General features: G+C 39.5%; 26 protein-coding genes. All 26 read left to right on the top strand.

Annotated features, from left to right (window positions below; genetic code table 11):
* Positions 1–2: 2 nt before the first annotated feature.
* The 26 genes from hisB (at position 3) to dprA (ending at position 23691) form a co-directional block, all read left to right on the top strand.
* Positions 3–590 (top strand): imidazoleglycerol-phosphate dehydratase HisB, encoded by a 588-nt coding sequence (gene hisB, locus QUE18_RS07745; RefSeq protein WP_009204298.1) that lies wholly within the window; start codon positions 3–5, stop codon positions 588–590.
* 1 nt (position 591) lies between these two features.
* Positions 592–954: a phosphoribosyl-AMP cyclohydrolase gene (gene hisI, locus QUE18_RS07740; protein WP_008391331.1), complete on the top strand. Its 363-nt coding sequence runs from the start codon at positions 592–594 to the stop codon at positions 952–954.
* A gap of 82 nt (positions 955–1036) precedes the next feature.
* Entirely contained in the window at positions 1037–1159 is a 123-nt protein-coding gene (locus QUE18_RS07735; RefSeq protein WP_008391330.1) for a hypothetical protein, read from the top strand.
* A 120-nt stretch (positions 1160–1279) separates the two neighbouring features.
* Complete coding sequence (gene alaS / locus QUE18_RS07730; protein WP_077327221.1) at positions 1280–3919, top strand: alanine--tRNA ligase; 2640 nt, start codon at positions 1280–1282, stop codon at positions 3917–3919.
* Between the two features lie 102 nt (positions 3920–4021).
* Positions 4022–4198 (top strand): 30S ribosomal protein S21, encoded by a 177-nt coding sequence (rpsU, locus tag QUE18_RS07725; RefSeq protein ID WP_015530429.1) that lies wholly within the window; start codon positions 4022–4024, stop codon positions 4196–4198.
* Between the two features lie 101 nt (positions 4199–4299).
* A complete protein-coding gene (locus QUE18_RS07720; RefSeq protein WP_009264302.1) occupies positions 4300–4566 on the top strand; it encodes a YabP/YqfC family sporulation protein in 267 nt (88 codons plus the stop codon).
* Positions 4567–4590: 24 nt separating this feature from the next.
* Positions 4591–5826 carry a sporulation protein YqfD gene (locus QUE18_RS07715; RefSeq protein WP_009204295.1) on the top strand — a complete coding sequence of 412 codons (1236 nt, stop codon included), beginning with the start codon at positions 4591–4593 and terminating at the stop codon, positions 5824–5826.
* 110 nt (positions 5827–5936) lie between these two features.
* Positions 5937–6941: a PhoH family protein gene (locus QUE18_RS07710; protein WP_009204294.1), complete on the top strand. Its 1005-nt coding sequence runs from the start codon at positions 5937–5939 to the stop codon at positions 6939–6941.
* Positions 6942–6948: 7 nt separating this feature from the next.
* Complete coding sequence (gene ybeY, locus QUE18_RS07705; protein WP_009204293.1) at positions 6949–7461, top strand: rRNA maturation RNase YbeY; 513 nt, start codon at positions 6949–6951, stop codon at positions 7459–7461.
* Entirely contained in the window at positions 7458–9104 is a 1647-nt protein-coding gene (locus QUE18_RS07700) for a putative polysaccharide biosynthesis protein (protein WP_009204292.1), read from the top strand. Before ybeY ends, QUE18_RS07700 begins: the two co-directional genes overlap by 4 nt.
* Before the next feature lie 117 nt (positions 9105–9221).
* Positions 9222–9587: a hypothetical protein gene (locus tag QUE18_RS07695; RefSeq protein ID WP_009204291.1), complete on the top strand. Its 366-nt coding sequence runs from the start codon at positions 9222–9224 to the stop codon at positions 9585–9587.
* Between the two features lie 26 nt (positions 9588–9613).
* Positions 9614–10831 carry a BaiN/RdsA family NAD(P)/FAD-dependent oxidoreductase gene (locus QUE18_RS07690; protein ID WP_009204290.1) on the top strand — a complete coding sequence of 406 codons (1218 nt, stop codon included), beginning with the start codon at positions 9614–9616 and terminating at the stop codon, positions 10829–10831.
* A complete protein-coding gene (locus QUE18_RS07685; protein WP_009204289.1) occupies positions 10828–12405 on the top strand; it encodes an NAD(P)/FAD-dependent oxidoreductase in 1578 nt (525 codons plus the stop codon). Before QUE18_RS07690 ends, QUE18_RS07685 begins: the two co-directional genes overlap by 4 nt.
* A 26-nt stretch (positions 12406–12431) precedes the next feature.
* Positions 12432–13286, top strand: coding sequence for a glutamate 5-kinase (gene proB / locus QUE18_RS07680; protein WP_008391317.1), 855 nt, complete (start codon positions 12432–12434; stop codon positions 13284–13286).
* 41 nt (positions 13287–13327) lie between these two features.
* Positions 13328–13537 carry a DUF896 domain-containing protein gene (locus QUE18_RS07675; protein WP_008391314.1) on the top strand — a complete coding sequence of 70 codons (210 nt, stop codon included), beginning with the start codon at positions 13328–13330 and terminating at the stop codon, positions 13535–13537.
* Between the two features lie 56 nt (positions 13538–13593).
* A complete protein-coding gene (locus QUE18_RS07670; protein ID WP_009264266.1) occupies positions 13594–14835 on the top strand; it encodes a glutamate-5-semialdehyde dehydrogenase in 1242 nt (413 codons plus the stop codon).
* A gap of 221 nt (positions 14836–15056) precedes the next feature.
* The gene (gene rsxC, locus QUE18_RS07665; protein WP_015530432.1) at positions 15057–16373 is read left to right on the top strand and encodes an electron transport complex subunit RsxC; all 1317 of its coding nucleotides are present in this window, start codon (positions 15057–15059) and stop codon (positions 16371–16373) included.
* A gap of 13 nt (positions 16374–16386) precedes the next feature.
* Complete coding sequence (locus QUE18_RS07660; RefSeq protein WP_008391309.1) at positions 16387–17334, top strand: RnfABCDGE type electron transport complex subunit D; 948 nt, start codon at positions 16387–16389, stop codon at positions 17332–17334.
* Positions 17327–17938: an RnfABCDGE type electron transport complex subunit G gene (locus QUE18_RS07655; protein ID WP_008391307.1), complete on the top strand. Its 612-nt coding sequence runs from the start codon at positions 17327–17329 to the stop codon at positions 17936–17938. The genes QUE18_RS07660 and QUE18_RS07655 overlap by 8 nt, the downstream gene beginning before the upstream one ends.
* A 2-nt stretch (positions 17939–17940) precedes the next feature.
* Entirely contained in the window at positions 17941–18645 is a 705-nt protein-coding gene (gene rsxE / locus QUE18_RS07650; protein ID WP_009204287.1) for an electron transport complex subunit RsxE, read from the top strand.
* A gap of 11 nt (positions 18646–18656) precedes the next feature.
* On the top strand, positions 18657–19232 hold the full coding sequence (gene rsxA / locus QUE18_RS07645; protein ID WP_008391304.1) for an electron transport complex subunit RsxA: 576 nt from the start codon (positions 18657–18659) through the stop codon (positions 19230–19232).
* A gap of 12 nt (positions 19233–19244) precedes the next feature.
* Positions 19245–20081: an RnfABCDGE type electron transport complex subunit B gene (locus QUE18_RS07640; RefSeq protein WP_009204286.1), complete on the top strand. Its 837-nt coding sequence runs from the start codon at positions 19245–19247 to the stop codon at positions 20079–20081.
* 128 nt (positions 20082–20209) lie between these two features.
* Positions 20210–20458: a PRC-barrel domain-containing protein gene (locus QUE18_RS07635; protein ID WP_040344464.1), complete on the top strand. Its 249-nt coding sequence runs from the start codon at positions 20210–20212 to the stop codon at positions 20456–20458.
* 69 nt (positions 20459–20527) lie between these two features.
* The gene (nrdR, locus tag QUE18_RS07630) at positions 20528–20977 is read left to right on the top strand and encodes a transcriptional regulator NrdR (RefSeq protein WP_009204284.1); all 450 of its coding nucleotides are present in this window, start codon (positions 20528–20530) and stop codon (positions 20975–20977) included.
* A 100-nt stretch (positions 20978–21077) separates the two neighbouring features.
* On the top strand, positions 21078–22619 hold the full coding sequence (locus QUE18_RS07625; RefSeq protein WP_009204283.1) for a YifB family Mg chelatase-like AAA ATPase: 1542 nt from the start codon (positions 21078–21080) through the stop codon (positions 22617–22619).
* Complete coding sequence (gene dprA, locus QUE18_RS07620) at positions 22609–23691, top strand: DNA-processing protein DprA (RefSeq protein WP_009204282.1); 1083 nt, start codon at positions 22609–22611, stop codon at positions 23689–23691. Before QUE18_RS07625 ends, dprA begins: the two co-directional genes overlap by 11 nt.
* Positions 23692–23696: the final 5 nt, after the last annotated feature.

Below are 23696 nucleotides of genomic sequence, written 5' to 3'. Positions count from 1 at the left end.
ATATGAGTAGAAGTGCATCAATTGAGAGAAATACAAGTGAGACAAAGATCAAACTTTCCATTGATCTTGATGGAAATGGAAATGGAAATATCCATACAGGAATCGGTTTTTTTGACCATATGTTAAATGCATTTGCACGTCACGGATTTTTTGATCTTGATGTGGAAGTTGAGGGAGATCTCTATGTAGACTGCCATCATACGATCGAAGATGTCGGAATCGTACTTGGAGAAGCGATCAAACAGGCTGTTGGAGATAAGAAAGGGATCAAACGTTATGGATCATTTATGCTTCCAATGGATGAGACATTAATGTTATGTGCGATCGATCTGTCTGGAAGACCATATTTTGTGATGGATTGTGATTTTACGGTTGATCGCGTTGGAGAATTTGACACAGAGATGGTAAGAGAATTCTTTTATGCAGTATCTTACGGCAGCATGATGAATCTTCATTTGAAGAAATTACATGGAGAGAATAATCATCATATGATCGAAGCAGCATTTAAAGCATTTGCAAAAGCTTTGGATGAAGCAACCAGCATGGATCCAAGGATCACAGATGTACTTTCCACGAAAGGAGCCTTATAAGATGAGTAATGAGGCAAAACCATTAAATAGCAAGATGAGTTTTGATGAATTCAAATTAAACAGCGACGGAATGTTAACCGTTGTTGTACAGGATCATAAGACAAATGAAGTTTTGATGGTCGCATATATGACAAAAGAAGCATATGATAAGACGATCGAGACAGGGATTATGACTTATTACAGCCGAAGCCGTGATGAATTATGGATCAAAGGGGAGACATCCGGACATTATCAGTATGTCAAAGATTTATATATTGACTGCGACAGAGACACCTTACTTGCTAAGGTAAAACAGATCGGAGCTGCCTGCCATACAGGAAATTATTCTTGCTTCTACACAGATTTATTAGAAAAAGAAGATTAAGAACGTAATCTTTGTGAGAAAATATTTGTGTTTCTAAGTTCGATTTGGTATAATCGACTTTATAAGATAAGGAGGCAAGATTATGACAGCATTTTTATCAGAATTAGTCTCTTATGTATTGAAGTTTGCGATTCTTTTTGCATGCTCTGCGGCAGGAATTTATTTCGGAGTCGGTCGTGCGAAGGCAAAGAAGAAAGAATCATAAGATCATACATGATTAAGAGAAGATCATTTAGCTGCATGAGAATACAGGCTCATGCAGCTAAAAAGCCGTAAAGGCAAGGTCTTCTTAAATATAATGAAACGACACTAGGAGGATGAAACGTTGAGAGCATATGGAGTCAACGAACTCAGGAAGATGTATCTTGAGTTTTTCGAAAGTAAAGGACATTTAGCATTAAAGAGTTTTTCACTCGTGCCAAAGAACGATAACAGTTTATTACTGATCAACGCTGGTATGGCACCACTGAAACCTTATTTCACAGGACAGGAAGTACCACCAAGAACAAGAGTGACAACATGTCAGAAGTGTATCCGTACAGGAGATATTGAGAATGTTGGTAAGACAGCAAGACATGGTACATTCTTTGAGATGTTAGGAAACTTCTCTTTTGGAGATTACTTCAAACATGAAGCGATCGCATGGTCTTGGGAATTTTTAACAGAAGTGATCGGATTAGATCCTGACAGATTATATCCATCTGTATACGAAGATGATGATGAAGCATTCGAGATCTGGGAGAAAGAGATCGGAATCGCACCAGAGAGAATCTTCCGTTTTGGAAAAGAAGACAACTTCTGGGAGCATGGGGCAGGACCTTGTGGACCATGTTCAGAGATCTACTATGACCGTGGAGAGAAATATGGATGTGGAAGCCCAGACTGTACGGTAGGATGTGACTGCGACCGTTATATGGAAGTATGGAACAACGTATTTACACAGTTTGAGAATGATGGACACAACCATTATACAGAATTAGAGAATAAGAACATTGATACAGGTATGGGACTGGAACGTCTTGCAGTCGTTGTACAGGAAGTAGATTCTATCTTCGACGTAGATTCTATCAAAGCGATCCGCGATGAGATCTGTAAAGTTGCAGGAGTTACTTATGGTACAGACCACGAGACAGACGTATCGATCCGTGTGATCACAGACCATATTCGTTCTGCTACATTTATGTTATCTGATGGTATCACACCATCTAACGAAGGACGTGGATATGTACTTCGCCGTCTGATTCGCCGCGCAGCAAGACATGGAAGATTATTAGGGATCGATCATCTGTTCTTAACAGATATCAGTAAAGTCGTGATCCGTGAATCCAAGGATGGATATCCAGAATTAGAAGAGAAAGCAGAATTTATCTTCAATCATTTATCTCAGGAAGAAAAACAGTTCAACAAGACGATCGATCAGGGACTGTCTATCTTAGCAGATATGGAAAAAGCTATGAACGAGAAAGGCAGCAAAGAACTTGCTGGTGCAGATGCGTTCAAATTATATGACACATATGGATTCCCATTAGATCTGACGATCGAGATCTTAGAAGAAAAGGGATTTACTGTAGATAAAGAAGGCTTTGAAAAAGAAATGCAGGTTCAGAGAGAGACTGCCAGAGCTGCAAGAAAGACAACAAACTACATGGGTGCAGATGCAACTGTATACGAACAGTTAGATCCAGCCATGACAACAAAATTCGTTGGATATGATGAACTTACTTGTGAAGGTGAGATCACAGCTATGACAACAGAGACAGAAGTTGTTTCAACTCTGAACAAAGGAGACAAAGGAACGATCGTCGCTGACCAGACAGCATTCTATGCTACAAGCGGTGGTCAGGAAGCAGATAAAGGTGTGATCATCAGCGGAGATGCATCTTTTGAAGTAGAAGATGTCATTAAATTATCCGGTGGTAAGTTTGGACATGTTGGACATGTAGTCGAAGGAACATTCAACGTAGGAGACAAAGCAGTCTTTACAGTGAATGAGAAGAATAGAGCATTAGGTGCAAAGAACCATAGTGCAACTCATTTATTACAGAAAGCATTAAGAGAAGTGCTTGGAACTCATGTAGAGCAGGCAGGATCTTTAAATAATGCGGAACATTTAAGATTCGACTTTACACATTTCTCACCATTATCTGATGATGAGATCGCAAGAGTTGAGAAGATTGTCAACGAAAAGATCGCTCAGGATCTTCCAGTTGTGACAAAAGTTATGTCTATGGAAGAAGCTAAGAAAACAGGAGCTATGGCACTGTTTGGAGAGAAATACGGAGACGAAGTACGCGTTGTATCCATGGGAGATTTCTCTGTAGAATTATGTGGTGGTACTCATGTGAAGAATACAGGAGCGATCACAGCATTCAAGATTTTATCTGAAACTGGTGTTGCATCAGGAGTTCGAAGAATCGAAGCAGTGACAGATCAGGGAGTATTTAACTACTACCATAAGCAGGAAGAAGAATTAAAAGAAGCAGCCAAAGCATTAAAAGCTACACCAGCAACACTGCTGACAAGAATTGAATCACTTCTTGCAGAAGTAAAAGAATTAAAGAGCGAAAACGAATCCTTAAAGAGCAAACTTGCAAAAGACGCTCTGGGAGATGTTATGGATCAGGTAGAAGAAGTAAAAGGAGTGAAACTTCTTGCAACTTCTATAGAAGACGTCGATATGAATGGACTTCGTGAACTTGGAGATAACTTAAAAGAGAAATTAGGAGAAGGTGTTATTGTCCTTGCTTCCCAGAAAGACGGAAAAGTATTCTTAGTTGCCATGGTAACAGACGAGGCACAGAAAGCAGGAGCACACGCTGGAAACCTGATCAAAGCGATCGCCGGATGCGTTGGAGGCGGCGGTGGAGGACGTCCAAATATGGCCCAGGCCGGAGGAAAGAACCCAGCCGGAATCCCAGAAGCAGTAGCAAAAGTAAAAGAAATTTTAGAAAGTCAAATTTCATAGTTGACAAAAATCTAAAATGTGATATACTAATCTAGTGCAAAAAATTAAAACCCAAACAGTCCTATGCACAAGTACAAGACTGGAGGGGAGGTCGGGAATAGAATGTCAAACGTAATCGTTAAAGAAAATGAATCTTTAGATAGCGCTCTTCGCAGATTCAAGAGAAACTGTGCAAAAGCAGGAATTCAGCAGGAGATTCGTAAAAGAGAACATTACGAAAAGCCAAGCGTAAGACGTAAGAAAAAGTCTGAAGCGGCTCGTAAGAGAAAATCTAAATAATTTTTACTTGATTGAAAAGATAAGCATCATTTACCTGGGAACAGGTATATGGTGCTTTTTTTCGGCATATATTAAACCAAATGCCACAAAAGGAGTTTTGCATGAAGAAGAAACCAAAAGAAGTGATTGCTAAAGGACTTTCTCTTCCAAGAGATGTGGTGTTTGGAGATTTCATTATAACCTTGACAGGAAACTGTGAAGCATACATAGAAAACTACAGGGGAATCGTATCATATGATGAGAATAAGATCTCGATTCAGGGAAATCATGTCATATTAAATATTTGTGGATGTGATCTGGCAGTTGATTTTTACTCACAGGAATCAATGAAGATCAAAGGAAAGATCAAAAGGCTGGAATATGTATGATATTCTTTGAAAGGAGCATGAGAAATGCTTAAAATTCTGCACTTTATATTTGGAAGGCTGTATTTTCAAGTCAAAGGATATCAGACAGAGCGTTTTTTGAATCTCTGTGCAAAAAATCATCTTGTATTGTGGGAACTAAAACCAGTATCAGACGGCTATGTGTTTTTTATCAGACGAAGTGCTTATCAAATGTTGGAAGCATTAGCAGAGAAAGCAAATGTTGATCTTACATTACAAGGGCAAAAAGGACTGCCATATTTCTTAAAAGAACATAAAAAACGCAAAATATTATTTTTTTCCATGTGCTTATGTGGTTTGATGATTTTTTCCTTTAGCCAGTTTTTGTGGGAGATCACGGTTTCTGGCGGGGAAATATATTCAGAAAGTGAGATATTAAAATATGTCACAGATAATTACTATCATTTAGGAACATTAAAATATCAGATTGACTGTGATGCATTAGAAGACCATCTGAGGGAAGATTATGCTGAGATTGCGTGGGCATCCTGTTCGATTCAGGGAACAAGACTGCATATTGAGATAAAAGAAACCTTAGATCGCAAAACAAAGCAGAATCCAAAGAAGCCATGTGATATAGTGGCAAATAAATCAGGGATCATTATAAAAATGGCGGTCAAAAGTGGAACACCGCTTGTAAGTGTTGGGGATAGTGTCAAAAGCGGAACAACTTTAATTTCTGGACTGATCTATTACTACAGTGATGATTTTACCGTGACACAGACGGATAAGATCAAGGCAGATGGTGAAATCGTGATGCGCACCAAAGAGGTGTACAACAATTCAATTCCCATGGAATATTACGAAAAGCTGATCACAGGCAAGAAAAAGAGCATCAAAAATTTATATTTTGGACAGTATCAATTCGATTTTCCTGAAAAGAAAAGACAGGATCATACAAATGTTATGACAAAGAGAAGATCATTAAAGATAGGGAAATCTTTTTATCTGCCCATTGGGATCACGATGCAGATAACTGAAAGATACAGGCCAAAGAAGAAAATCTTGACAAAAAAAGAAGCACAGTTAAAATTAAAAAAACAGCTGGAACGATATCTTATGAAGAAAGCAAAAGCAGGAGCAAAGATCGTTCATTGTGAAGGAAATTATAAAAAAAAGAACAACCGATATGAAGTTAATGCATCGATCATCAAAGAAGAAAGTGTCGGAAAGATCCGAAATATCAAGAAATTAACAAAGAAACAAGAAGAAATGATCACACCAACAACAGCGCAGCAATAAATAAAAGTTATGAATCAGGCCATATGGATTTTGCCACTCAGGTTGAAAAACTTTGTAACAGATGGTAGAATACATAAGGAATATACACAAAGAAGGAGACTGAGAATTAGATGAATCCAGTTGAAATAGAAATGAATTTTCCGGCAGAACATGGCGGGAATGTATTCGGGCAGTTTGATGCCTATATGAAGAAAATCGAAAAAACACTGCATGTGAGTCTGATCCTGAGAGGTGACCATTTAAAATGTATTGGAACACAGCAGGCAGTCAATCATGCGATCTCCGTGATCGATGAATTACTCGAATTATCCAAACGAGGAAATGTGATCACAGAGCAGAATGTAAACTATGCGTTATCGTTATCAATGGAAGAGAAATCTCCAAGTCTTTTGGAGCTTGATAAAGATGTTATCTGTCATACGATCCAGGGCAAAGCAGTCAAACCAAAGACTTTAGGACAGCAAAAATACGTCGATGCGATCAAGAATAAGATGATCACATTTGGAGTCGGTCCTGCAGGAACTGGTAAGACATATCTTGCAATGGCAATGGCAATCACAGCATTTAAGAATGATGAAGTCAGCCGTATCATCTTAACGAGACCAGCGATTGAGGCAGGAGAGAAGCTAGGTTTCTTACCTGGAGATCTACAGAGTAAAGTTGATCCATATTTAAGGCCATTATATGATGCATTATATGAGATCCTTGGGGCTGACGCATTTATGAAGAATATGGAGAAAGGCTTGATCGAAGTTGCTCCATTGGCTTACATGAGAGGTCGTACACTGGATAATGCATACATTATCTTAGATGAGGCACAGAATACGACACCTGCTCAGATGAAGATGTTCTTAACACGTATTGGATTTGGTTCCAAAGCGATCATCACGGGTGACTTAACACAGAAAGATCTGCCGTTTGACAGCATTTCAGGACTAGAAGAATCCTTAAAAGTATTAAGAAAAGTCAAAGAGATCGGAGTCTGTGAGCTTACCAATAAGGACGTTGTCAGACATCCATTAGTACAGAAGATCGTTGCAGCATATGACCAATATGAAGCAGCCAGATCTGCGAAAAAGAATAAGAATAACAATAACAAAAAGAACAGAAGATAGGAATGTTATGAGTATTATAATCGAGAATGAATACGAAGGGGAGATCAATATCCCTTATGAGAAGATCGCACATGAAGTGATCGAGGCAGCGATTGATTATGTGGACTGCCCTTATGAGTGCGAAGTGAACTTAATGCTAACTGATAATGAAACGATTCATGCGATCAACAAAGAACAAAGAGAGATCGACCGGCCAACCGATGTACTGTCATTTCCAATGGCAGAATACGAAGAACCAGCGGATTTCTCAAAGATTGAAGAAGATCCGATGGCATTTGATCCGGAGAGCGGTGAATTTCTGCTTGGAGATATTGTGATCTCCATGGACAAGGTATGGGAACAGGCCGAGAATTATGGACACAGCAGGGAGAGAGAATATGCCTTTTTGATCGCTCACAGTATGTTACATCTGTTTGGATATGACCATATGGAAGAGGAAGAACGAAAAGATATGGAAAAACGTCAGGAAGAGATTTTGACAAAGACGAAATATACAAGAGATGAAAGAGGTTTAGTATGAGTAAAAGCAGTAAAAACTCATTTTTAATGCAAGGAATGATCTTAGCCGCAGCATCCATTGTCTGCCGTGTGATCGGATTATTATACCGTAGTCCACTGTTTGGGATCATTGGCAAGGAAGGTATGGGATATTATTCTTATGCGTATAATATCTATAATATCATTCTGCTGATCGCATCCTTTAGTATTCCACTTGCAGTTTCCAAATCAATTTCTGCAAGACTTGCGAAGAAAGAATATATCAATGCTCAGAGAATCTTCTATGGAGCATTAGTTTATGCAGTTGTCGTTGGCGGTATCGCGTCCATGATCGCATATTTTGGAGCACCAACCTTTGTCGGACATCAAAAAGGTGCAGCACTTGCCCTTCAGGTCATTTCTCCAACGATCTTTTTCTCTGGAATTCTTGGAGTACTTAGAGGATATTTTCAAGGACATAATACAATGGTGCCAACATCCATTTCCCAGATCATTGAGCAGATCTTGAATGCGATCTTTAGTATTTTGATGGCATATGTACTGATCTTACCATATCTGCCATCAAACAAGATCACATATGAGATCGCAAGACATGGGGCAGCAGGTAGTGCGATCGGTACAGGAGTCGGCGTTTTAACAGGACTGATCTTCTGCTTTATCATTTATCGTGCATACCAGCCAAAGGTCAAGATTCAGATGAAACATGACCGTACAAAATATATTGAATCTTATGGGAATATCTTAAAGATCTTATTGTTGACGATCACACCAGTGATCTTTAGTACAGCGATTTATAACTGTAGTGCAACGATCGATCAGACGATCTTTAGCAATATCTTAGTAGGAAAAGGAATTACGGCGAAAGTAGTTTCAGAATTTTATGGTTTGTTCAGCGGTCAGTATAATGTGCTGATCAACGTTCCAGTTGCAATGGCATCTGCACTTTCCAATGCGATCGTGCCAAATGTTTCTGCAGCCTATGCGTTAGGCAAGAAGGACGATATGAATGACAGTATCCAGATGGCGATACGTTTTACGATGATGATCGCGATCCCATGTGCAGTTGGACTAGGTGTCTTAAATAGTTCGATCAATGGATTGATCTTCGGTGCAACCTATGCCAAGGGATTAGGAGCAGCTATGCTTCGGATCGGTGCAGTTTCCGTTATTTTCTACTGTCTGTCAACATTGACAAATGGTATCTTACAGGGAATGGGAAAGATGAGAGTGCCAGTCAGACATTCTGCGATTTCTGTTGTAGTCAATATCGTTGTATTATGGCTTTTATTGACATACACAGATTGTAAAACATATGGATTGGTATTTGCGACTATGGCATTTTCACTTGTGATGTGTCTGTTAAATGCACACTCCATCAAGAAATACACAGGTTTTCATCAGGAGATCACAAAGACATTTATCAAGCCTGCATTAAGTGCAGCAGTGATGGGTGTTGTCTGTTTTCTGATCCAGTATGCAGTTCAAAGCGTTCTTCCATTCGGGCGAGTATGCTTTGCAGTCTGCGTGATCATTGCAGTGCCAGTTGGAGCACTGATCTATTTTGCAGCGATCATTAAGTTAAAAGTATTTACAGAAGAAGAACTTACTAAGATTCCAAAAGGAAATCTGATCGTCAGATTAGCAAAGAAATTACATTTGCTGTAAGGATCGTAAGGACTTCCATTTATAAAAGGAAGAAAAAGTCCAGATCTGCTATGATTTGGGCTTTTTGTATAAATCCCCTTATCTTTGGCAACAATATCGTCAAAGGAGGGCTGCATCATGAAGAAGATCAATCGATTTTTAATGATCTATATGGTCGTGATCACGGTTTTATGTATCTATATGTGCTATCTTGCATTTTCAACAAATGAAAAGAAGGACAACTTAAAGGAAGTTCGCTCTCAGATAACAACAACAGCTGAAAATAAACAGACCAAAGCAGTCAAGAAGGTCAAGGCGACGTACAGTCTGAAGATTCTTGATGGAAGTCTGGCTGTGATCAACAATAAGACCAAAGAAGTTTTTGAATATACAGATATGAAGAAAGAGAATTTGCCAGCAGACATCAAAAATATGCTGAAAGAGAATTTTATCTTTGAAAACAGAGAAGAAGTATATCATTTTCTGGAATCATACAGTAGTTAAAATAAAAATTTGGAGAAAAATAACGAATGAAATATGATGTGATCATCGTTGGAGCAGGGGCTTCCGGTATGATGGCAGCGATCACAGCAGCTAGTCATCATAAGAAAGTCCTCTTGCTTGAACGGATGGATAAATTAGGAAAGAAAATATTAGCAACGGGAAATGGAAGATGCAACCTGTCAAATGCCTACATGGACGAGAATTGCTATAGAGGGCAGAGACCTTCCTTTGCTTATCCGATGATCGAGGAATTTGGATTAGAAGATCTCATTCAGTTCTTTGAATCTCTCGGAATGCTTGTGACAGAGCAAAATGGATATTATTATCCTGCATCTTTGCAGGCAGCAACGGTTGTTGATACATTGACACAGAAATTAAAGCATCTGCACGTAGATATTCTGACAGAATTTGAAGTCACGAAAGCAGAGAAACGCAAATCCACATTTTATGTCTATGGAAATGACAAATGTTTTCAATCAAGCAATCTGATCCTTGCAACTGGTGGATGTGCACAGCCGAACTTAGGAAGCAACGGAAGCGGATACAAGCTTGCCAAAGACTTTCATCATAAGATCACGGATACATTCCCGTCTTTGGTAGGATTAGAAGCAGAAGGAAAATATTTAAAAGACACCTCTGGAGTTCGAAATGTCAGCAATGTCAGCGTTTATGCGAATAATGAATTGATCGCCAAAGAACACGGAGAAGTCCAGTTTACAAAATATGGGATTTCAGGAATCCCGATTTTTCAGATCAGTCATTTTGCGATCGAAGCATTAAGAAGAAAGAAAAAAGTAAAAATCTATTTAAATCTCATGCCACAGATGGTAACCTTAGAAGAAACAACAGAAGTATTCTTAAAAAGCTGCAATTATAAGACAGTCGAAGAATTTTTCCAGGGATTTTTAAATAAAAAACTGGTATATGCGATCTTACAGAGATTAAAGATCGATCCGAGAAAACCAGTTGCTCAGATTTCCAAGAAAGATCTTAACAGAATCTTAGATATGATCCAACACTTTGAAGTTGAGATCAAAGGATATAAAGGATATGATATGGCACAGGTAACAGCCGGAGGCGTATCCACAAAAGAAATCATACAAGGAACATTAGAATCAAAGTTATTAGAGGGGCTTTATGTTGTCGGTGAATTACTAGATGTCGATGGGACATGCGGAGGGTACAACCTTCAGTGGGCATTTACATCCGGATACATCGCTGCAAGCCAGATAGGAAGACAATGATAAGAATCAACCAGATCAAGCTGCCGATCGACCACAAAGAGGCAGCACTTGAGAAGAAGATAAAAAAAGCATTACATAATACAGAATATAAACAATACAAGATCGTAAAACGGTCTATTGATGCGAGGAAAAAAGAAGAATTATCTTATGTGTATGCAGTTGATGTGACATTAGGTAAGGGTCAAGAAGAGAAATTCCTCAAAAAGAACAAAAATCGCAATATCATGGCAGTAAAAGAAAAGAAGTTTGAATTTCCAGAAAATCAGCGGGAATTTAAATATCCACCGGTTGTGATCGGAATGGGACCGGCAGGTTTGTTTGCAGCACTGATGCTTGCAAGAGCCGGATTACATCCGATCGTCTTAGAACGAGGGAAAGATGTCACAAACCGTATGAAAGATGTAGAACATTTCTGGGAGAGTGGTGAACTGAATCCTGAATCCAATGTACAATTTGGAGAAGGAGGAGCAGGAACATTTTCAGACGGAAAACTAAATACCTTAGTAAAAGACAAATTCGGAAGGAATAGATTCGTCTTAGAAACTTTTGTAGAACATGGTGCACCAGAAGAGATCTTATATGAAAATAAACCACATATCGGAACGGATCTTTTAAGAAATGTCGTTGCAGGGATCAGAGAAGAGATCAGATCTCTTGGCGGAGATGTCCGTTTTGAGGCGAAAGTGACAGATTTCGTGATCCAGGATGGAAAATTAACAGGGCTGATCATCAATGATAAAGAAGAAATTAAAACAGAAGCAGCGATCTTAGCACCGGGACACAGTGCCAGAGATACATTTAAGGTCTTATCAGATCGTGATCTGGAAATAAATCCTAAAGCTTTTGCGATCGGACTTCGTGTGGAACACCCGCGTGAGATGATCGACCATTCGCAGTATGGAAAGGGAGCAGATCAATATGATCTTCCAGCTGCATCATACAAACTAACATATCATGCAAACAATGGAAGAAGTGTTTATTCCTTCTGTATGTGTCCGGGAGGTTTCGTGGTCAACGCGTCCTCAGAGCCAGAACGATTGACGGTCAATGGAATGAGCAATCACGATCGAGCAGCAAAGAATTCTAACAGTGCGATCATCGCAAGTGTTACACCAGAGGATTTTGATGGAAATGACGCATTAGCAGGTGTAAGATTTCAGCAGAAATGGGAAGAAAAAGCTTTTAGCGAAGGAAAAGGAAGAATCCCGGTTCAGACATTAAAAGATTTCAGAGAAGGAAAGATTACAGAATCCTTTGGCGAGATCACACCGAATACCAAAGGATTGACAAGTTTTGGAAACTTAAGAAACTGTCTTCCAGAACCGGTCAGTGAAGCGATTTCGGAAGGAATGCAATATTTTGATAAAAAGATCAAAGGATTTAATCGAGAAGATACGATTTTGTGCGGAATTGAAGCGAGAACATCTTCTCCGTTAAGAATCGAGAGAGATCAAGGATTTGAGAGCAATATCAAAGGAATCTACCCATGCGGAGAGGGAGCAGGTTTTGCTGGCGGCATCACTTCTGCAGCAATGGATGGAATTAAGGTTGCACAAGCCCTCGTTACAGTGTAAAATACCTTTCAAGGAGTGAATGTAAAATGAATAATCGTGAAAAACTAAAAGATAAACAAAGAATTGTCGTCAAAGTAGGTACATCTTCTTTGATCCATAAAGCAACAGGAAACATCAATTTATTCCGATTAGAGAAATTAGTCCGTGTTTTAACAGACTTACATAACAGCGGAAAAGACGTGATCCTGGTATCTTCAGGAGCGATCGGTGTAGGATTTAAAGCCCTGGGATTAGAAAACCGTCCGACATCCCTTCCGATGAAGCAGGCATGTTCTGCTGTAGGACAGGGACAGTTAATGATGATCTACCAGAAACTGTTTGCTGAATACAATCAGGGATCTGCACAGATTCTGATCACAAAAGAGACGATGCTCAATGACGAGAGAAGATATAACGCCAAGAATACATTTGAAGAATTACTAAAACTCGGCGTGATCCCGATCGTAAATGAAAACGATACGGTATCGACAGAAGAGATCGAGTTTGGTGACAATGATACCTTATCTGCAGTCGTAACTGCGGTTGTACAAGGTGATCTATTGATCCTCCTGACAGATATTGACGGACTTTATACGGATGACCCACACAAGAATCCACTGGCCAAACTGATCCCAGAAGTACCAGTCTTAGATGAAAAGATCGGAAGAATGGCAAAAGGAGCTGTAACTAAGGTCGGAACTGGCGGAATGGAAACGAAGATCGCAGCAGCCAATATCGTAACAGATGCTGGAGCAGATATGGTGATCGTAAACAGCAATAATTTAAATAATGTCAATAAAGTTGTTGCAGGAGAAGAGATCGGAACATTATTCTTAGCACACAAACGACCAGACTTTGATTTCAAGAAATATTTAACAGAACGCCCATATTTTAAGGCATAATAAGATAAAACAATGTATTATATAGAAAGGAAATATTACAGATGAAAGAAAAAGATATTCAAAGAATTAATGAATTATACAATCTGGATAAATCCATTGGGTTAACACCAGAACAGAAAGAAGAACAGAGAAAGTTAAGACATGAATACATCCAGTCTGTTCGTGCAAACTTAAGAGCACAGCTTAATAATGTAAGTATCAAAAATGAAGATGGATCGATCACTCCATTAAAACCAAAAGGATTAAACTAGAGCAGATAAAACAGATGGAGATAGATGCAAACCGCACCGAAAAGGAGGCATTCATAATGTTGGAACAACTAGGAAAACAGGCAAAAGAAGCATCGATAATTCTTGGAAAAGCAGGGATTGAAGATAAGAATGAAGTATTAAGAGAAGCAGCCAAATGTCTGGTACAGAATCAGGAATATATCTTAAGTGAGAATTATAAAGATGTAGAGAATGCAAAAAGCAATGATATGAGCGAGGCGTTGATCGATCGTTTATCCCTGAATCCTGACCGTATCGAAGCAATGGCAGAAGGACTTCGTCAGGTAGCTGAACTACATGATCCAATTGGTTCTGTAGAACATATGCAGAAAACACCGAATGGACTTTTGATCGGTAAGAAAACGGTACCATTAGGAGTTGTCGGTATCATCTACGAATCAAGACCAAACGTAACAGCAGATGCATTTGCACTATGTTTTAAGACAGGAAATGCATGCCTTCTTCGTGGTGGAAGTGATGCGATCAATTCAAATCTTGCGATCACAAATGTGATCCAGAGTGCACTAGAATCCTGCAATATGCCAAAATACAGCATTCAGCTGCTGACAGATACAAGCCGTGAGACAGCTACAAAGATGATGCAGTTAAATGAATACTTAGATGTTCTGATTCCAAGAGGTGGTGCAGGACTCATTCAAAGTGTTGTAAAGAATTCTACAGTGCCAGTGATCGAGACAGGAACAGGAAATTGTCATGTATACGTAGATGAATTTGCCCAGAAAGACATGGCAGTTAACATCATCATCAATGCAAAGACACAGAGACTTGGAACATGTAATACATGTGAATCTTTAGTATTACATAAGAATATCTTGGAGAGTCACGGTCCAGCGATCATCGATGCTTTATTAGAAAAAGGAGTACAGGTACGTGGAGATGAGAGAGTTTGTGCTTTAAATGACCAGGTCATCCCTGCAACAGAAGAAGACTGGGGAACAGAATACTTAGATTCTATCATTTCTGTGAAAACTGTCGACAGCTTTGACGAAGCAGTGGCACATATCAATCATTACAATACGGGGCATTCGGAAGCGATCGTCACAGATTCTTACCAGAATGCACAGGAATTCTTAAATCAGATCGATGCAGCAGCCGTTTATGTTAATGCATCCACAAGATTTACTGATGGATTTGAATTTGGATTTGGAGCAGAGATCGGAATCAGTACCCAGAAGATTCATGCCAGAGGACCAATGGGATTAGATGCACTGACAACCAGCAAATTTATTATTTATGGAAATGGACAGATCCGTAAATGATAGAATATAAAAGCCAGAATTGTAAATTATTTCAGAATCTTAAGAAAATCTGAAGAAAAACATAGAATTTTGTATGCAAATGCAAAGAAATTGTTAAAAAAACATTGAAAAATAAAAGAGACTATGATATTATAAGTCTTGTGTTCAAAGGAGTTTTCATTTTATGAGAACTCTTTTTTTTCGCAATGGAAAAAAATGTAAAGAAGAAAGGAAGGCTTAAAATGGCATTGTTTACATTTAGCGGCGGTGTTCATCCGGCAGATGGTAAAGAATTTGCAAAGAATTCACCAATCACCGAATACCTGCCAAAAGGAGATGTTGTTTTACCTTTAGGTCAGCACATCGGTGCTCCTGCACAGCCAATCGTTAGCAAGGGAGACCAGGTGTTAGTAGGCCAGAAGGTGGCAGAAGCTGGAGGATTTGTATCCGCGAATATTTTCAGCTCTGTTTCAGGAACTGTAAAGGCGATCGAGCCAAGAATGACTCCAGCCGGAGCAAAAGTTAACTCTATCGTAATTGAGAATGATGGAGAATTCAAAGAGGCTGCCTTTGAGGCAAAACCTTATGATCAGATGTCTAAAGATGATGTTTTAGCAGCGATCAAAGAAGCTGGAATCGTAGGACTTGGTGGAGCCGGATTCCCAACACATGTGAAATTAGCGCCAAAAGATCCAGATGCGATCGAATATATCATCGTAAATGGAGCGGAGTGTGAACCTTATATCACAGGTGACTACCGCATCTTAATGGAGACACCAGAACTTTTAATTGAAGGATTAAATATCGTACTTGATATGTTCCCAAAAGCAAAAGGTATCATTGGTATTGAAGATAATAAAAAAGATGCAATTGCTAAAGTAGAAGCATTAGTAAAAGGTGATGCAAGAATCAGCGTTGCTACATTAAAGACAAAATACCCACAGGGTGCAGAACGTTCTTTGATTTATGCAACAACAGGAAGAAGCATCAACTCCAGCATGTTACCAGCAGATGCAGGATGCATCGTAGATAACGTAGCTACGATCGTAGCGATCAAAGAAGCTGTCAAAGATGGTAAACCATTATACGAACGTGTTGTGACAGTTACTGGAGATGCGATCAAGAATCCAAGCAACTTTAAAGTACGTACAGGAACAAACGTACAGGAACTGATCGAAGCAGCCGGTGGATTTAAGACACAGCCTGAGAAGATCATTTCTGGTGGACCTATGATGGGTATGGCAATGTTTACAACAGATGTACCAGCTGTCAAAACATTCTCATGCTTCTTAGCATTCACAAAAGATGAAGTTGCTGCGAACCAACCAAGCAATTGTATTCGTTGTGGAAGATGTGTAAGCGTCTGTCCACAGAAGCTGATGCCAGCAAAATTATCTGTATTAGCAGATCATAATCAGTTTGACGAGTTTGAGAAACTTTATGGAGCAGAATGCGTTGAGTGTGGATCTTGTTCATTTGTATGTCCAGCAAAACGTAACCTTGCACAGTCCATGAAGACAGGTCGTAAACAGGTATTAGCTAACCGTAGAAAGAAATAAAGGAGAGATACATATGAGCGAAACATTATATCATGTGTCAGCCAACCCTCATGTAAGAGATAACGGCTCAACACAAAAGATTATGTTAGATGTTATCATCGCATTACTACCCGCTACAATTTTTGGTATCTATATCTTTGGAGCATCTGCGGCACTGACAGTTGCAATTTCTGTTGCTACCTGTGTTGTCGTTGAGTATATTTACCAGAAACTTATGAAACAGCCAATTACTGTAGGTGACTTAAGTGCGGCATTGACCGGACTGTTACTTGCATTAAACTTACCATCAGGAGCACCATTCTGGATGCCAATCCTTGGTGGAATCTTCGCGATCATCGTTGTAAAACAGGTGTTCGGTGGATTGGGACAGAACTTTATGAACCCAGCCCTTGGTGCAAGATGTTTCTTAATGATCTCATTTGCAGCAAGAATGACAACATTTACATATGATGGTGTAACAACAGCAACACCACTTGCTGTTATGGAACAGGGAAAAAGCGTAGATGTTATGAAATCATTCTTAGGATTCGTTCCTGGAACAATTGGTGAAACATCTGCATTATTACTGATCATCGGTGGAGCATACTTAGTATTTAAGAAAGTCATCTCTCCGATCATCCCATGTGTTTACGTTGCAGTTGTAGCAATCTTCGTACTGATCTTCGGTGGTCATGGATTTGATCTATCTTACATGGCAGCACAGATCTTCAGTGGTGGATTAATGTTAGGTGCGATCTTCATGGCAACAGACTACGTAACATCTCCAATTACAAAGAACGGAAAGATCATCTATGCGATCGTTCTTGGTATTTTAACTGGATTATTCCGTCTGTTCGGACCAATGGCAGAAGGTGTATCTTACTCAATCATCATTGCAAACTTATTAGTTCCACTGATCGAGAGAGTGACAGTACCAACTCCATTTGGAATCGTAAAAAAAGGAGGTAAGAGCAATGAATAAGAATCTCGTAATGGATTGTATCAAATTATGTGTGATCACATTAATTGCAGGACTCCTTTTAGGTATCGTATATAATGTAACAAAAGCACCGATCGCCGCACAGGAAGAAAAGACAAAACAGGAAGCTTACAAAGCCGTATTCAAAGATGCAGCGAAATTCGATACAGTAAAATTAGACCAGAAAGACGTAGCAGCTGTCTTAAAGAAAAATGATCTTGGACAGAACACGATTTCTGAAGTTGTAAAAGCAGTTGACAAAAACGGAAAAGAACTTGGATACGTATTCTCTGTAACAAACCCAGAAGGATACGGTGGAGATGTATCTTTATCTGTCGGTGTTAGAGATGATGGAACAGTCAATGGTTATGAAACATTATCCATCAGCGAAACAGCTGGTTTAGGTATGAAAGCCAAAGAACCAGAATTCAAGAGTAACTTTAAAAACAAAAAAGCAGACAAATTTGAAGTTGTAAAAGATGGATCTGGTAAGAATGATGATTCTAAAGTAGATGCCATCAGTGGTGCAACGATCACAAGCCGTGCTGTCACAAGTGCAGTTAACAGCTGTGTTGCATATTCAAAGAGCCTGAAGGGAGGTAATTAAACATGAAACCAAATCCAATGGAACGATTGATTAATGGTATCGTAAAAGAAAACCCTACCTTCGTCTTAATGTTAGGTATGTGTCCTACATTAGCAGTAACAACATCTGCGATCAACGGTGCAGGAATGGGACTTTCAACAACAGCCGTATTAATGTTTTCTAACATGATCATTTCCGCATTAAGAAATGTCATCCCTGATCGTGTACGTATTCCAGGATATATCGTAGTTATCGCATCTCTGGTAACAATCGTACAGTTCCTATTACAGGGATATGTTCCAGCAGTTAACGACGCATTAGGATTATACATCCCACTGATCGTAGTAAACTGTATCATCCTTGGACGTGCAGAATCCTTTGCAGCAAAGAACGGACCAATCAACTCCTTCTTTGACGGACTTGGAATGGGACTTGGATTTACTGTAGCCTTAACAATTTTAGGAGCATTCCGTGAATTATTAGGAGCAGGTCAGATCTTCGGAATGCAGGTAATGCCATCTGCATACGAACCAATCACAATCTTTATCCTGGCACCTGGAGCATTCTTCGTACTTGCATGCTTAGTAGCGATCCAGAATAAAGTTAAGAGCAAAAAACCTAAAAAAGCCGGAGAAGCACAGAGTGGTGGATGCGGAGATTGTTCTCACTGCGGAAACAGCGCTTGCGGTTCCAGAAGCTTTTTTGATACAACTGTAGATGACAAATAAGGAGGATTAAGATGAAAAGTTTACTGTTAATTGCCATCGGTTCAGCGCTGGTAAATAACGTCGTATTAAGCCAGTTCCTTGGTTTATGTCCTTTCCTTGGAGTTTCTAAGAAAGTTGAGACAGCAGCCGGAATGGGTGCAGCCGTTCTCTTCGTTATTACTATCGCATCAGCAGTTACAAATTTAATTTATACATTTTTATTAGTACCAACAGATTTAACATACTTAAATACGATCGTATTTATCCTGGTAATCGCAGCATTAGTACAGTTCGTAGAAATGGTATTAAAGAAATCTATGCCAGCATTATATGAATCTCTGGGAGTATTCCTTCCACTGATCACAACAAACTGTGCAGTTCTTGGTACAGCATTAACAAACGTACAGAACGACTATAGTTTCATCGCCAGCGTAGTCAATGGTATCGGTATCTCTTTAGGATTCCTAATTGCTATCGTTATCCTTGCTGGTATCCGTGAAAAGATGGAATACAACAACATCCCAGAATCTTTCAAAGGAATGCCTATCACACTGTTAACAGCAGGATTAATGGCAATCGCATTCTTCGGATTCTCAGGACTTATTTAGGAGGTAAAGAAGATGAATATATCAGCAATTTTACTTGCCATGGTTGTTGTCGGAGGAACCGGTCTGCTTATCGCAATCTTACTGGGAATTGCCTCAGAGAAATTTAAAGTTCCTGTAGACGAGAAGGAAGTAGCCATCCGTGCAGAACTTCCAGGAAATAACTGTGGTGGTTGTGGATACGCAGGTTGTGATGGACTTGCAAAAGCAATCGCAAATGGAGAAGCACCAGTGAACGGCTGTCCAGTTGGTGGAGCAGCTGCAGCTGAGAAGATCAGTGCGATCATGGGTGTAGAAGCAGGAGAATTCGTGAAGAAAGTCGCATTCGTAAAATGTGCCGGAACTTGCGAAAAAGCATCTGACAAATACCAGTACTCAGGAGTTCAGAGCTGTATCGAAGCGATGAACGTACCAGGTGCAGGACCAAAAGGATGCGAATTTGGATGTATGGGATTTGGAAGCTGTGCAGCAGTATGTCCAGAAAATGCGATCTCTATCGTGAACGGAATCGCTCACATCGATGAAGAAGCATGTGTAGGATGTGGAAAATGTGCAGAAACATGTCCAAAAGCATTGATCGACCTTGTACCAGAAAACAAGAAAACAAGAGTACAGTGCAGCTCTAAAGAATTCGGTAAAAACGTTATGTCTGTATGTAAAGCAGGATGTATCGGATGTAAAGCATGCGAAAAAGTATGTAAACTTGGAGCGATCAAAGTTGAAAACAACATCGCACAGATCGATTACGATAAATGTGTAGGTTGTGGATTATGTGCAGGTAAATGTCCAAAAGGAATCATTACAGGAAAGAAATTAGTTCCTAAGAAACCAGCACCAAAGAAAGAAGCTTAATCTTTCTTTATATCATTATAATAATAAAGAAGCAGGAGATTCGAGAGATCAGAATCTCCTGCTTTTTTCTGCTTCTATTCATGGAAAAAAAGAATACTATTATAATAGGAAGAAAAAGGATTCCTGACATGAAATTTCTCGAACTTCGGCAAAAAGATGTGATCAATTGTAATACAGGAGAATGTTTAGGCTTTGTCCTAGACCTCGAATTTGAAATCCATACGGGTAAGATCTGTTATCTGATCGTTCCCAAAACAACGAAGATGCTCATATGCGTTGGCAAGAATAAAGTTTACAAAATCCCCTACAAATGCATTGTAAGGATCGGCAGAGATACGATTCTAGTCGATATCAACGAAAAAGAATGCCTGAAATAAAAGAAAAGCTTTCTTTTCTACAGAAAAAATGATATACTTCAAGCAGTAAAAACACGGAGGTACAAGAAGATGAGATGCCCATATTGTGGAAGTGAGAATTCCAGAGTCGTAGATTCCAGACCGGCAGAAGACAACAATGCGATCCGTAGAAGAAGACAATGTGACGAATGCGGAAAACGTTTTACAACTTATGAGAAGATAGAGACAGAACCGTTGAGTGTCATCAAGAAAGACAAGACACGACAACTCTACGATCGAAACAAGATCCGGAATGGAATCGTACAATCCTGTCACAAACTCCCAGTATCCATGGGGCAGATCGAAGCAGCGATCGATGAGATCGAGACAAAGATCTATAACATGGGAACAAGAGAAGTTGAAACATCTGTGATCGGAGAGATGGTCATGGACAAATTAAAGGATTTAAATGAAGTTGCATACGTAAGATTTGCAGCCATTTACCGTGAATTCAAAGATGTGAACACATTTATGAGTGAATTAAAGAAATTATTAAAATAATCACAATTGTTTTGAATAAACAAGATTGTAAAAATATTACTTTTGTGATAAACTAACCATATCATTTTGAAACCAGCTTCCTTTTTGAGAAGAGAAGGAGTTGAGTATTATTTATCAGGAAGTAATCACAGGAATCGTCAGTGGAGTGAGTGGAAAGCTCATCCACGTAGAAGTAGAGATCAGAAACGGCCTGCCATATTTTACAATGGTAGGCTATCTTTCCAAAGAATCCATGGAAGCAAAAGAGCGGGTTGCATCAGCACTGCGCTCCATCGGCCATCCCTTACCGTCGATGAAGATCACCGTTAATTTATCCCCAGCCAATATAAGAAAGAACGGAACCGCGTTCGATTTCCCGATCGCCGTGGCCTTTTTAGGATGCCTGAATTTAATCGATGCAAGCAAGTTAGATGACATCTGTATCATGGGAGAATTAGGACTAAACGGCAAGATCAGAGGTGTAGGAAACTGCCTTCCGATCGTTTTAGAAGCAAGAAAACAAGGAATTCACAAGTTCTTTGCGGCAAGTGAAGATGAGAATTCTCTAAGAGGGATTGAAGATATTGAAGTGGTATTTATGGACAGTTTACAGGATGTCCTGGACTATTTTCATGGAACATATCATCAAAAAAGTTGCAGAAGTGCAACAACTTATCAAAAGGAAGAGTCAGAAGAAGACTTCAGTGACATCATCGGACAACAACATTTAAAAAGAGCGATGGAGATCGCGGTCACTGGAAGACATCATCTATTGATCATTGGTTCCCCAGGTTCAGGAAAAACAATGGCAGCCAGAAGGATCCCGACCATTCTCCCACAACTATCAAAAGAAGAGAAGATGGAAGTTCAGGCAATCTATGATGCCACTGGAATTCCACGGTATTTAGAAGACAATACCAGACCATTTCGCCAGCCACATCCAATGATCCCGAAAGCTGCATTCCTTGGAGGCGGCAAGACGCCGACGGCAGGAGAGATCACATTAGCACATCATGGCATTTTATTTCTGGACGAATTTATGGAATTTAAAACAGAATGTATCGAAGCACTCAGACAGCCATTGGAAGATGGAACGATCGATATCACCAGAAATGGGATCTACCACAAGTTTCCGGCAGACTTTCAACTGATCGCCACCATGAATCCATGTCCTTGTGGTTATGGATTGGAAGATGGGATCTGCCGATGTACTTATCATGAAAAAAAGCGTTATCTAAAGAAATTGTCCGGTCCGATCTTAGACCGTTTTGACATGGTCCTATGTCTAAGTAAAAAAGAGGCTGATACACAGAAGATACAAAAAGAGAGTCAAGAAACATCCGATCAGATCAAAGAACGCATCGAAACAACCATCCAAAGAGAAAAAAAGTTATTAAAAAACTATCAATGCAGTGATACCAGCCATTTAAGCCACATACAGTTAAACAAGCTCCTTCATTTATCCAAAGAATGCAAAGAGATTTTAGATATCGCCTATCGATCTGGCAAGATCACAAGGCGAGGAATGGATAAGATTTTAAAAGTAGCACTGACGATCATGCTTATGGAAAATGAATCAGAGATCAAACCGATCCACCTGATGGAAGCCATGACCTTCAGAAATACAGGATTTATCAAAGAGGTGCTTGAATATGGAAGATAAATTATATTGGTACTGGCTATGCGGCAAAGTCCGATTGCCGATCAAGAAGCAAAAAGAATTGATGGATATCTTCATTCATCCAAAAGAACTCTATAAGATCAACCCAGCAATCTTAAAACAACACATGACACAACTTGAATACGATCGTTTCGTTCATTCCAGAGATGAAACAGCAATTCAGAAAGGCTATGAAGCCTTGTATCGTGAAAATATTCGTTTTATCATTCAAAAAGAAGCTGCTTACCCGAATCGATTGAGGAAGATCTACGATGCTCCGTATGGGATTTTTCAAAAAGGTCAGCCATATGAAGAAAAAGAACTGTCAATAGCGATCGTTGGATCAAGATATCCGACAACTTATGGATTCGAAATCTCAAAAAAGTTCGCAAAAGAGCTGGCTCAGCAAGGTGTACAGATCGTAAGTGGACTCGCAAGGGGCGTAGATGGGACGGTTCACCGTGAAATAATCGACAAAAAAGGACAGGCTGTTGGGGTTTTAGGATGTGGGATCGATCTCATTTACCCAAAAGAAAATTTTCAGTTATTTTATGACATGTATGCGAATCAGACAGTTATTTCTGAGTACCCGCCAGGCAGTGAACCGCTCAAATGGCATTTTCCAGAAAGGAACCGAATCATCAGTGGATTAAGTGATGGAATCCTCGTCACAGAAGCCAGAGCAAGGAGCGGATCGCTGATCACGGCGGATTGCGGGCTTGATCAGAACAAAGAAGTGTTCGCGGTTCCCGGAATGATCACAGACAAACATTGTCAAGGGTGTCATGGATTGATCAAACAAGGAGCAAAATTAGTTGAAAATGTCGACGATATTTTAACAGAATTTTCAGAATTCACGGGATTTTCACGAAAATTTCCAAAGCATAGTGCAAAATCTCTTGCAAAGGCAGAAAAAAGGGTGTATGATATGTTGAGTTTGAAACCGAAATATATTGATGAGATCTTTAGTACATCCCAAGATTCTTATGAAGAAGTGATCCAAGCTTTATTTCAATTAGAAGCGAAAGGATATATCAAACAGATCCATCAGAACTTATATATCAAAAAAATGTAAACAAG

Origin of the sequence: Anaerostipes hadrus ATCC 29173 = JCM 17467, from assembly GCF_030296915.1 — a bacterium.
Classification (GTDB): domain Bacteria; phylum Bacillota; class Clostridia; order Lachnospirales; family Lachnospiraceae; genus Anaerostipes; species Anaerostipes hadrus.
Note: the sequence above shows the minus strand (reverse complement) of the source record. Positions and strands in the feature narration are given on the sequence as shown.

What these genes read in the sequence shown, in the direction of transcription:
- proB (WP_008391317.1), top strand. Translation starts at nt 12,432, where the DNA reads ATGAATAATCGTGAAAAACTAAAAGATAAACAAAGAATTGTCGTCAAA.
- QUE18_RS07735 (WP_008391330.1), top strand. Translation starts at nt 1,037, where the DNA reads ATGACAGCATTTTTATCAGAATTAGTCTCTTATGTATTGAAGTTTGCG.
- rsxA (WP_008391304.1), top strand. Translation starts at nt 18,657, where the DNA reads ATGAAAAGTTTACTGTTAATTGCCATCGGTTCAGCGCTGGTAAATAAC.
- QUE18_RS07660 (WP_008391309.1), top strand. Translation starts at nt 16,387, where the DNA reads ATGAGCGAAACATTATATCATGTGTCAGCCAACCCTCATGTAAGAGAT.
- ybeY (WP_009204293.1), top strand. Translation starts at nt 6,949, where the DNA reads ATGAGTATTATAATCGAGAATGAATACGAAGGGGAGATCAATATCCCT.
- hisI (WP_008391331.1), top strand. Translation starts at nt 592, where the DNA reads ATGAGTAATGAGGCAAAACCATTAAATAGCAAGATGAGTTTTGATGAA.
- QUE18_RS07675 (WP_008391314.1), top strand. Translation starts at nt 13,328, where the DNA reads ATGAAAGAAAAAGATATTCAAAGAATTAATGAATTATACAATCTGGAT.
- QUE18_RS07720 (WP_009264302.1), top strand. Translation starts at nt 4,300, where the DNA reads ATGAAGAAGAAACCAAAAGAAGTGATTGCTAAAGGACTTTCTCTTCCA.
- QUE18_RS07635 (WP_040344464.1), top strand. Translation starts at nt 20,210, where the DNA reads ATGAAATTTCTCGAACTTCGGCAAAAAGATGTGATCAATTGTAATACA.
- QUE18_RS07700 (WP_009204292.1), top strand. Translation starts at nt 7,458, where the DNA reads ATGAGTAAAAGCAGTAAAAACTCATTTTTAATGCAAGGAATGATCTTA.
- rsxE (WP_009204287.1), top strand. Translation starts at nt 17,941, where the DNA reads ATGAAACCAAATCCAATGGAACGATTGATTAATGGTATCGTAAAAGAA.
- rsxC (WP_015530432.1), top strand. Translation starts at nt 15,057, where the DNA reads ATGGCATTGTTTACATTTAGCGGCGGTGTTCATCCGGCAGATGGTAAA.
- dprA (WP_009204282.1), top strand. Translation starts at nt 22,609, where the DNA reads ATGGAAGATAAATTATATTGGTACTGGCTATGCGGCAAAGTCCGATTG.
- QUE18_RS07685 (WP_009204289.1), top strand. Translation starts at nt 10,828, where the DNA reads ATGATAAGAATCAACCAGATCAAGCTGCCGATCGACCACAAAGAGGCA.
- nrdR (WP_009204284.1), top strand. Translation starts at nt 20,528, where the DNA reads ATGAGATGCCCATATTGTGGAAGTGAGAATTCCAGAGTCGTAGATTCC.
- QUE18_RS07670 (WP_009264266.1), top strand. Translation starts at nt 13,594, where the DNA reads ATGTTGGAACAACTAGGAAAACAGGCAAAAGAAGCATCGATAATTCTT.
- QUE18_RS07640 (WP_009204286.1), top strand. Translation starts at nt 19,245, where the DNA reads ATGAATATATCAGCAATTTTACTTGCCATGGTTGTTGTCGGAGGAACC.
- rpsU (WP_015530429.1), top strand. Translation starts at nt 4,022, where the DNA reads ATGTCAAACGTAATCGTTAAAGAAAATGAATCTTTAGATAGCGCTCTT.
- QUE18_RS07710 (WP_009204294.1), top strand. Translation starts at nt 5,937, where the DNA reads ATGAATCCAGTTGAAATAGAAATGAATTTTCCGGCAGAACATGGCGGG.
- QUE18_RS07655 (WP_008391307.1), top strand. Translation starts at nt 17,327, where the DNA reads ATGAATAAGAATCTCGTAATGGATTGTATCAAATTATGTGTGATCACA.
- hisB (WP_009204298.1), top strand. Translation starts at nt 3, where the DNA reads ATGAGTAGAAGTGCATCAATTGAGAGAAATACAAGTGAGACAAAGATC.
- QUE18_RS07695 (WP_009204291.1), top strand. Translation starts at nt 9,222, where the DNA reads ATGAAGAAGATCAATCGATTTTTAATGATCTATATGGTCGTGATCACG.
- QUE18_RS07715 (WP_009204295.1), top strand. Translation starts at nt 4,591, where the DNA reads ATGCTTAAAATTCTGCACTTTATATTTGGAAGGCTGTATTTTCAAGTC.
- QUE18_RS07690 (WP_009204290.1), top strand. Translation starts at nt 9,614, where the DNA reads ATGAAATATGATGTGATCATCGTTGGAGCAGGGGCTTCCGGTATGATG.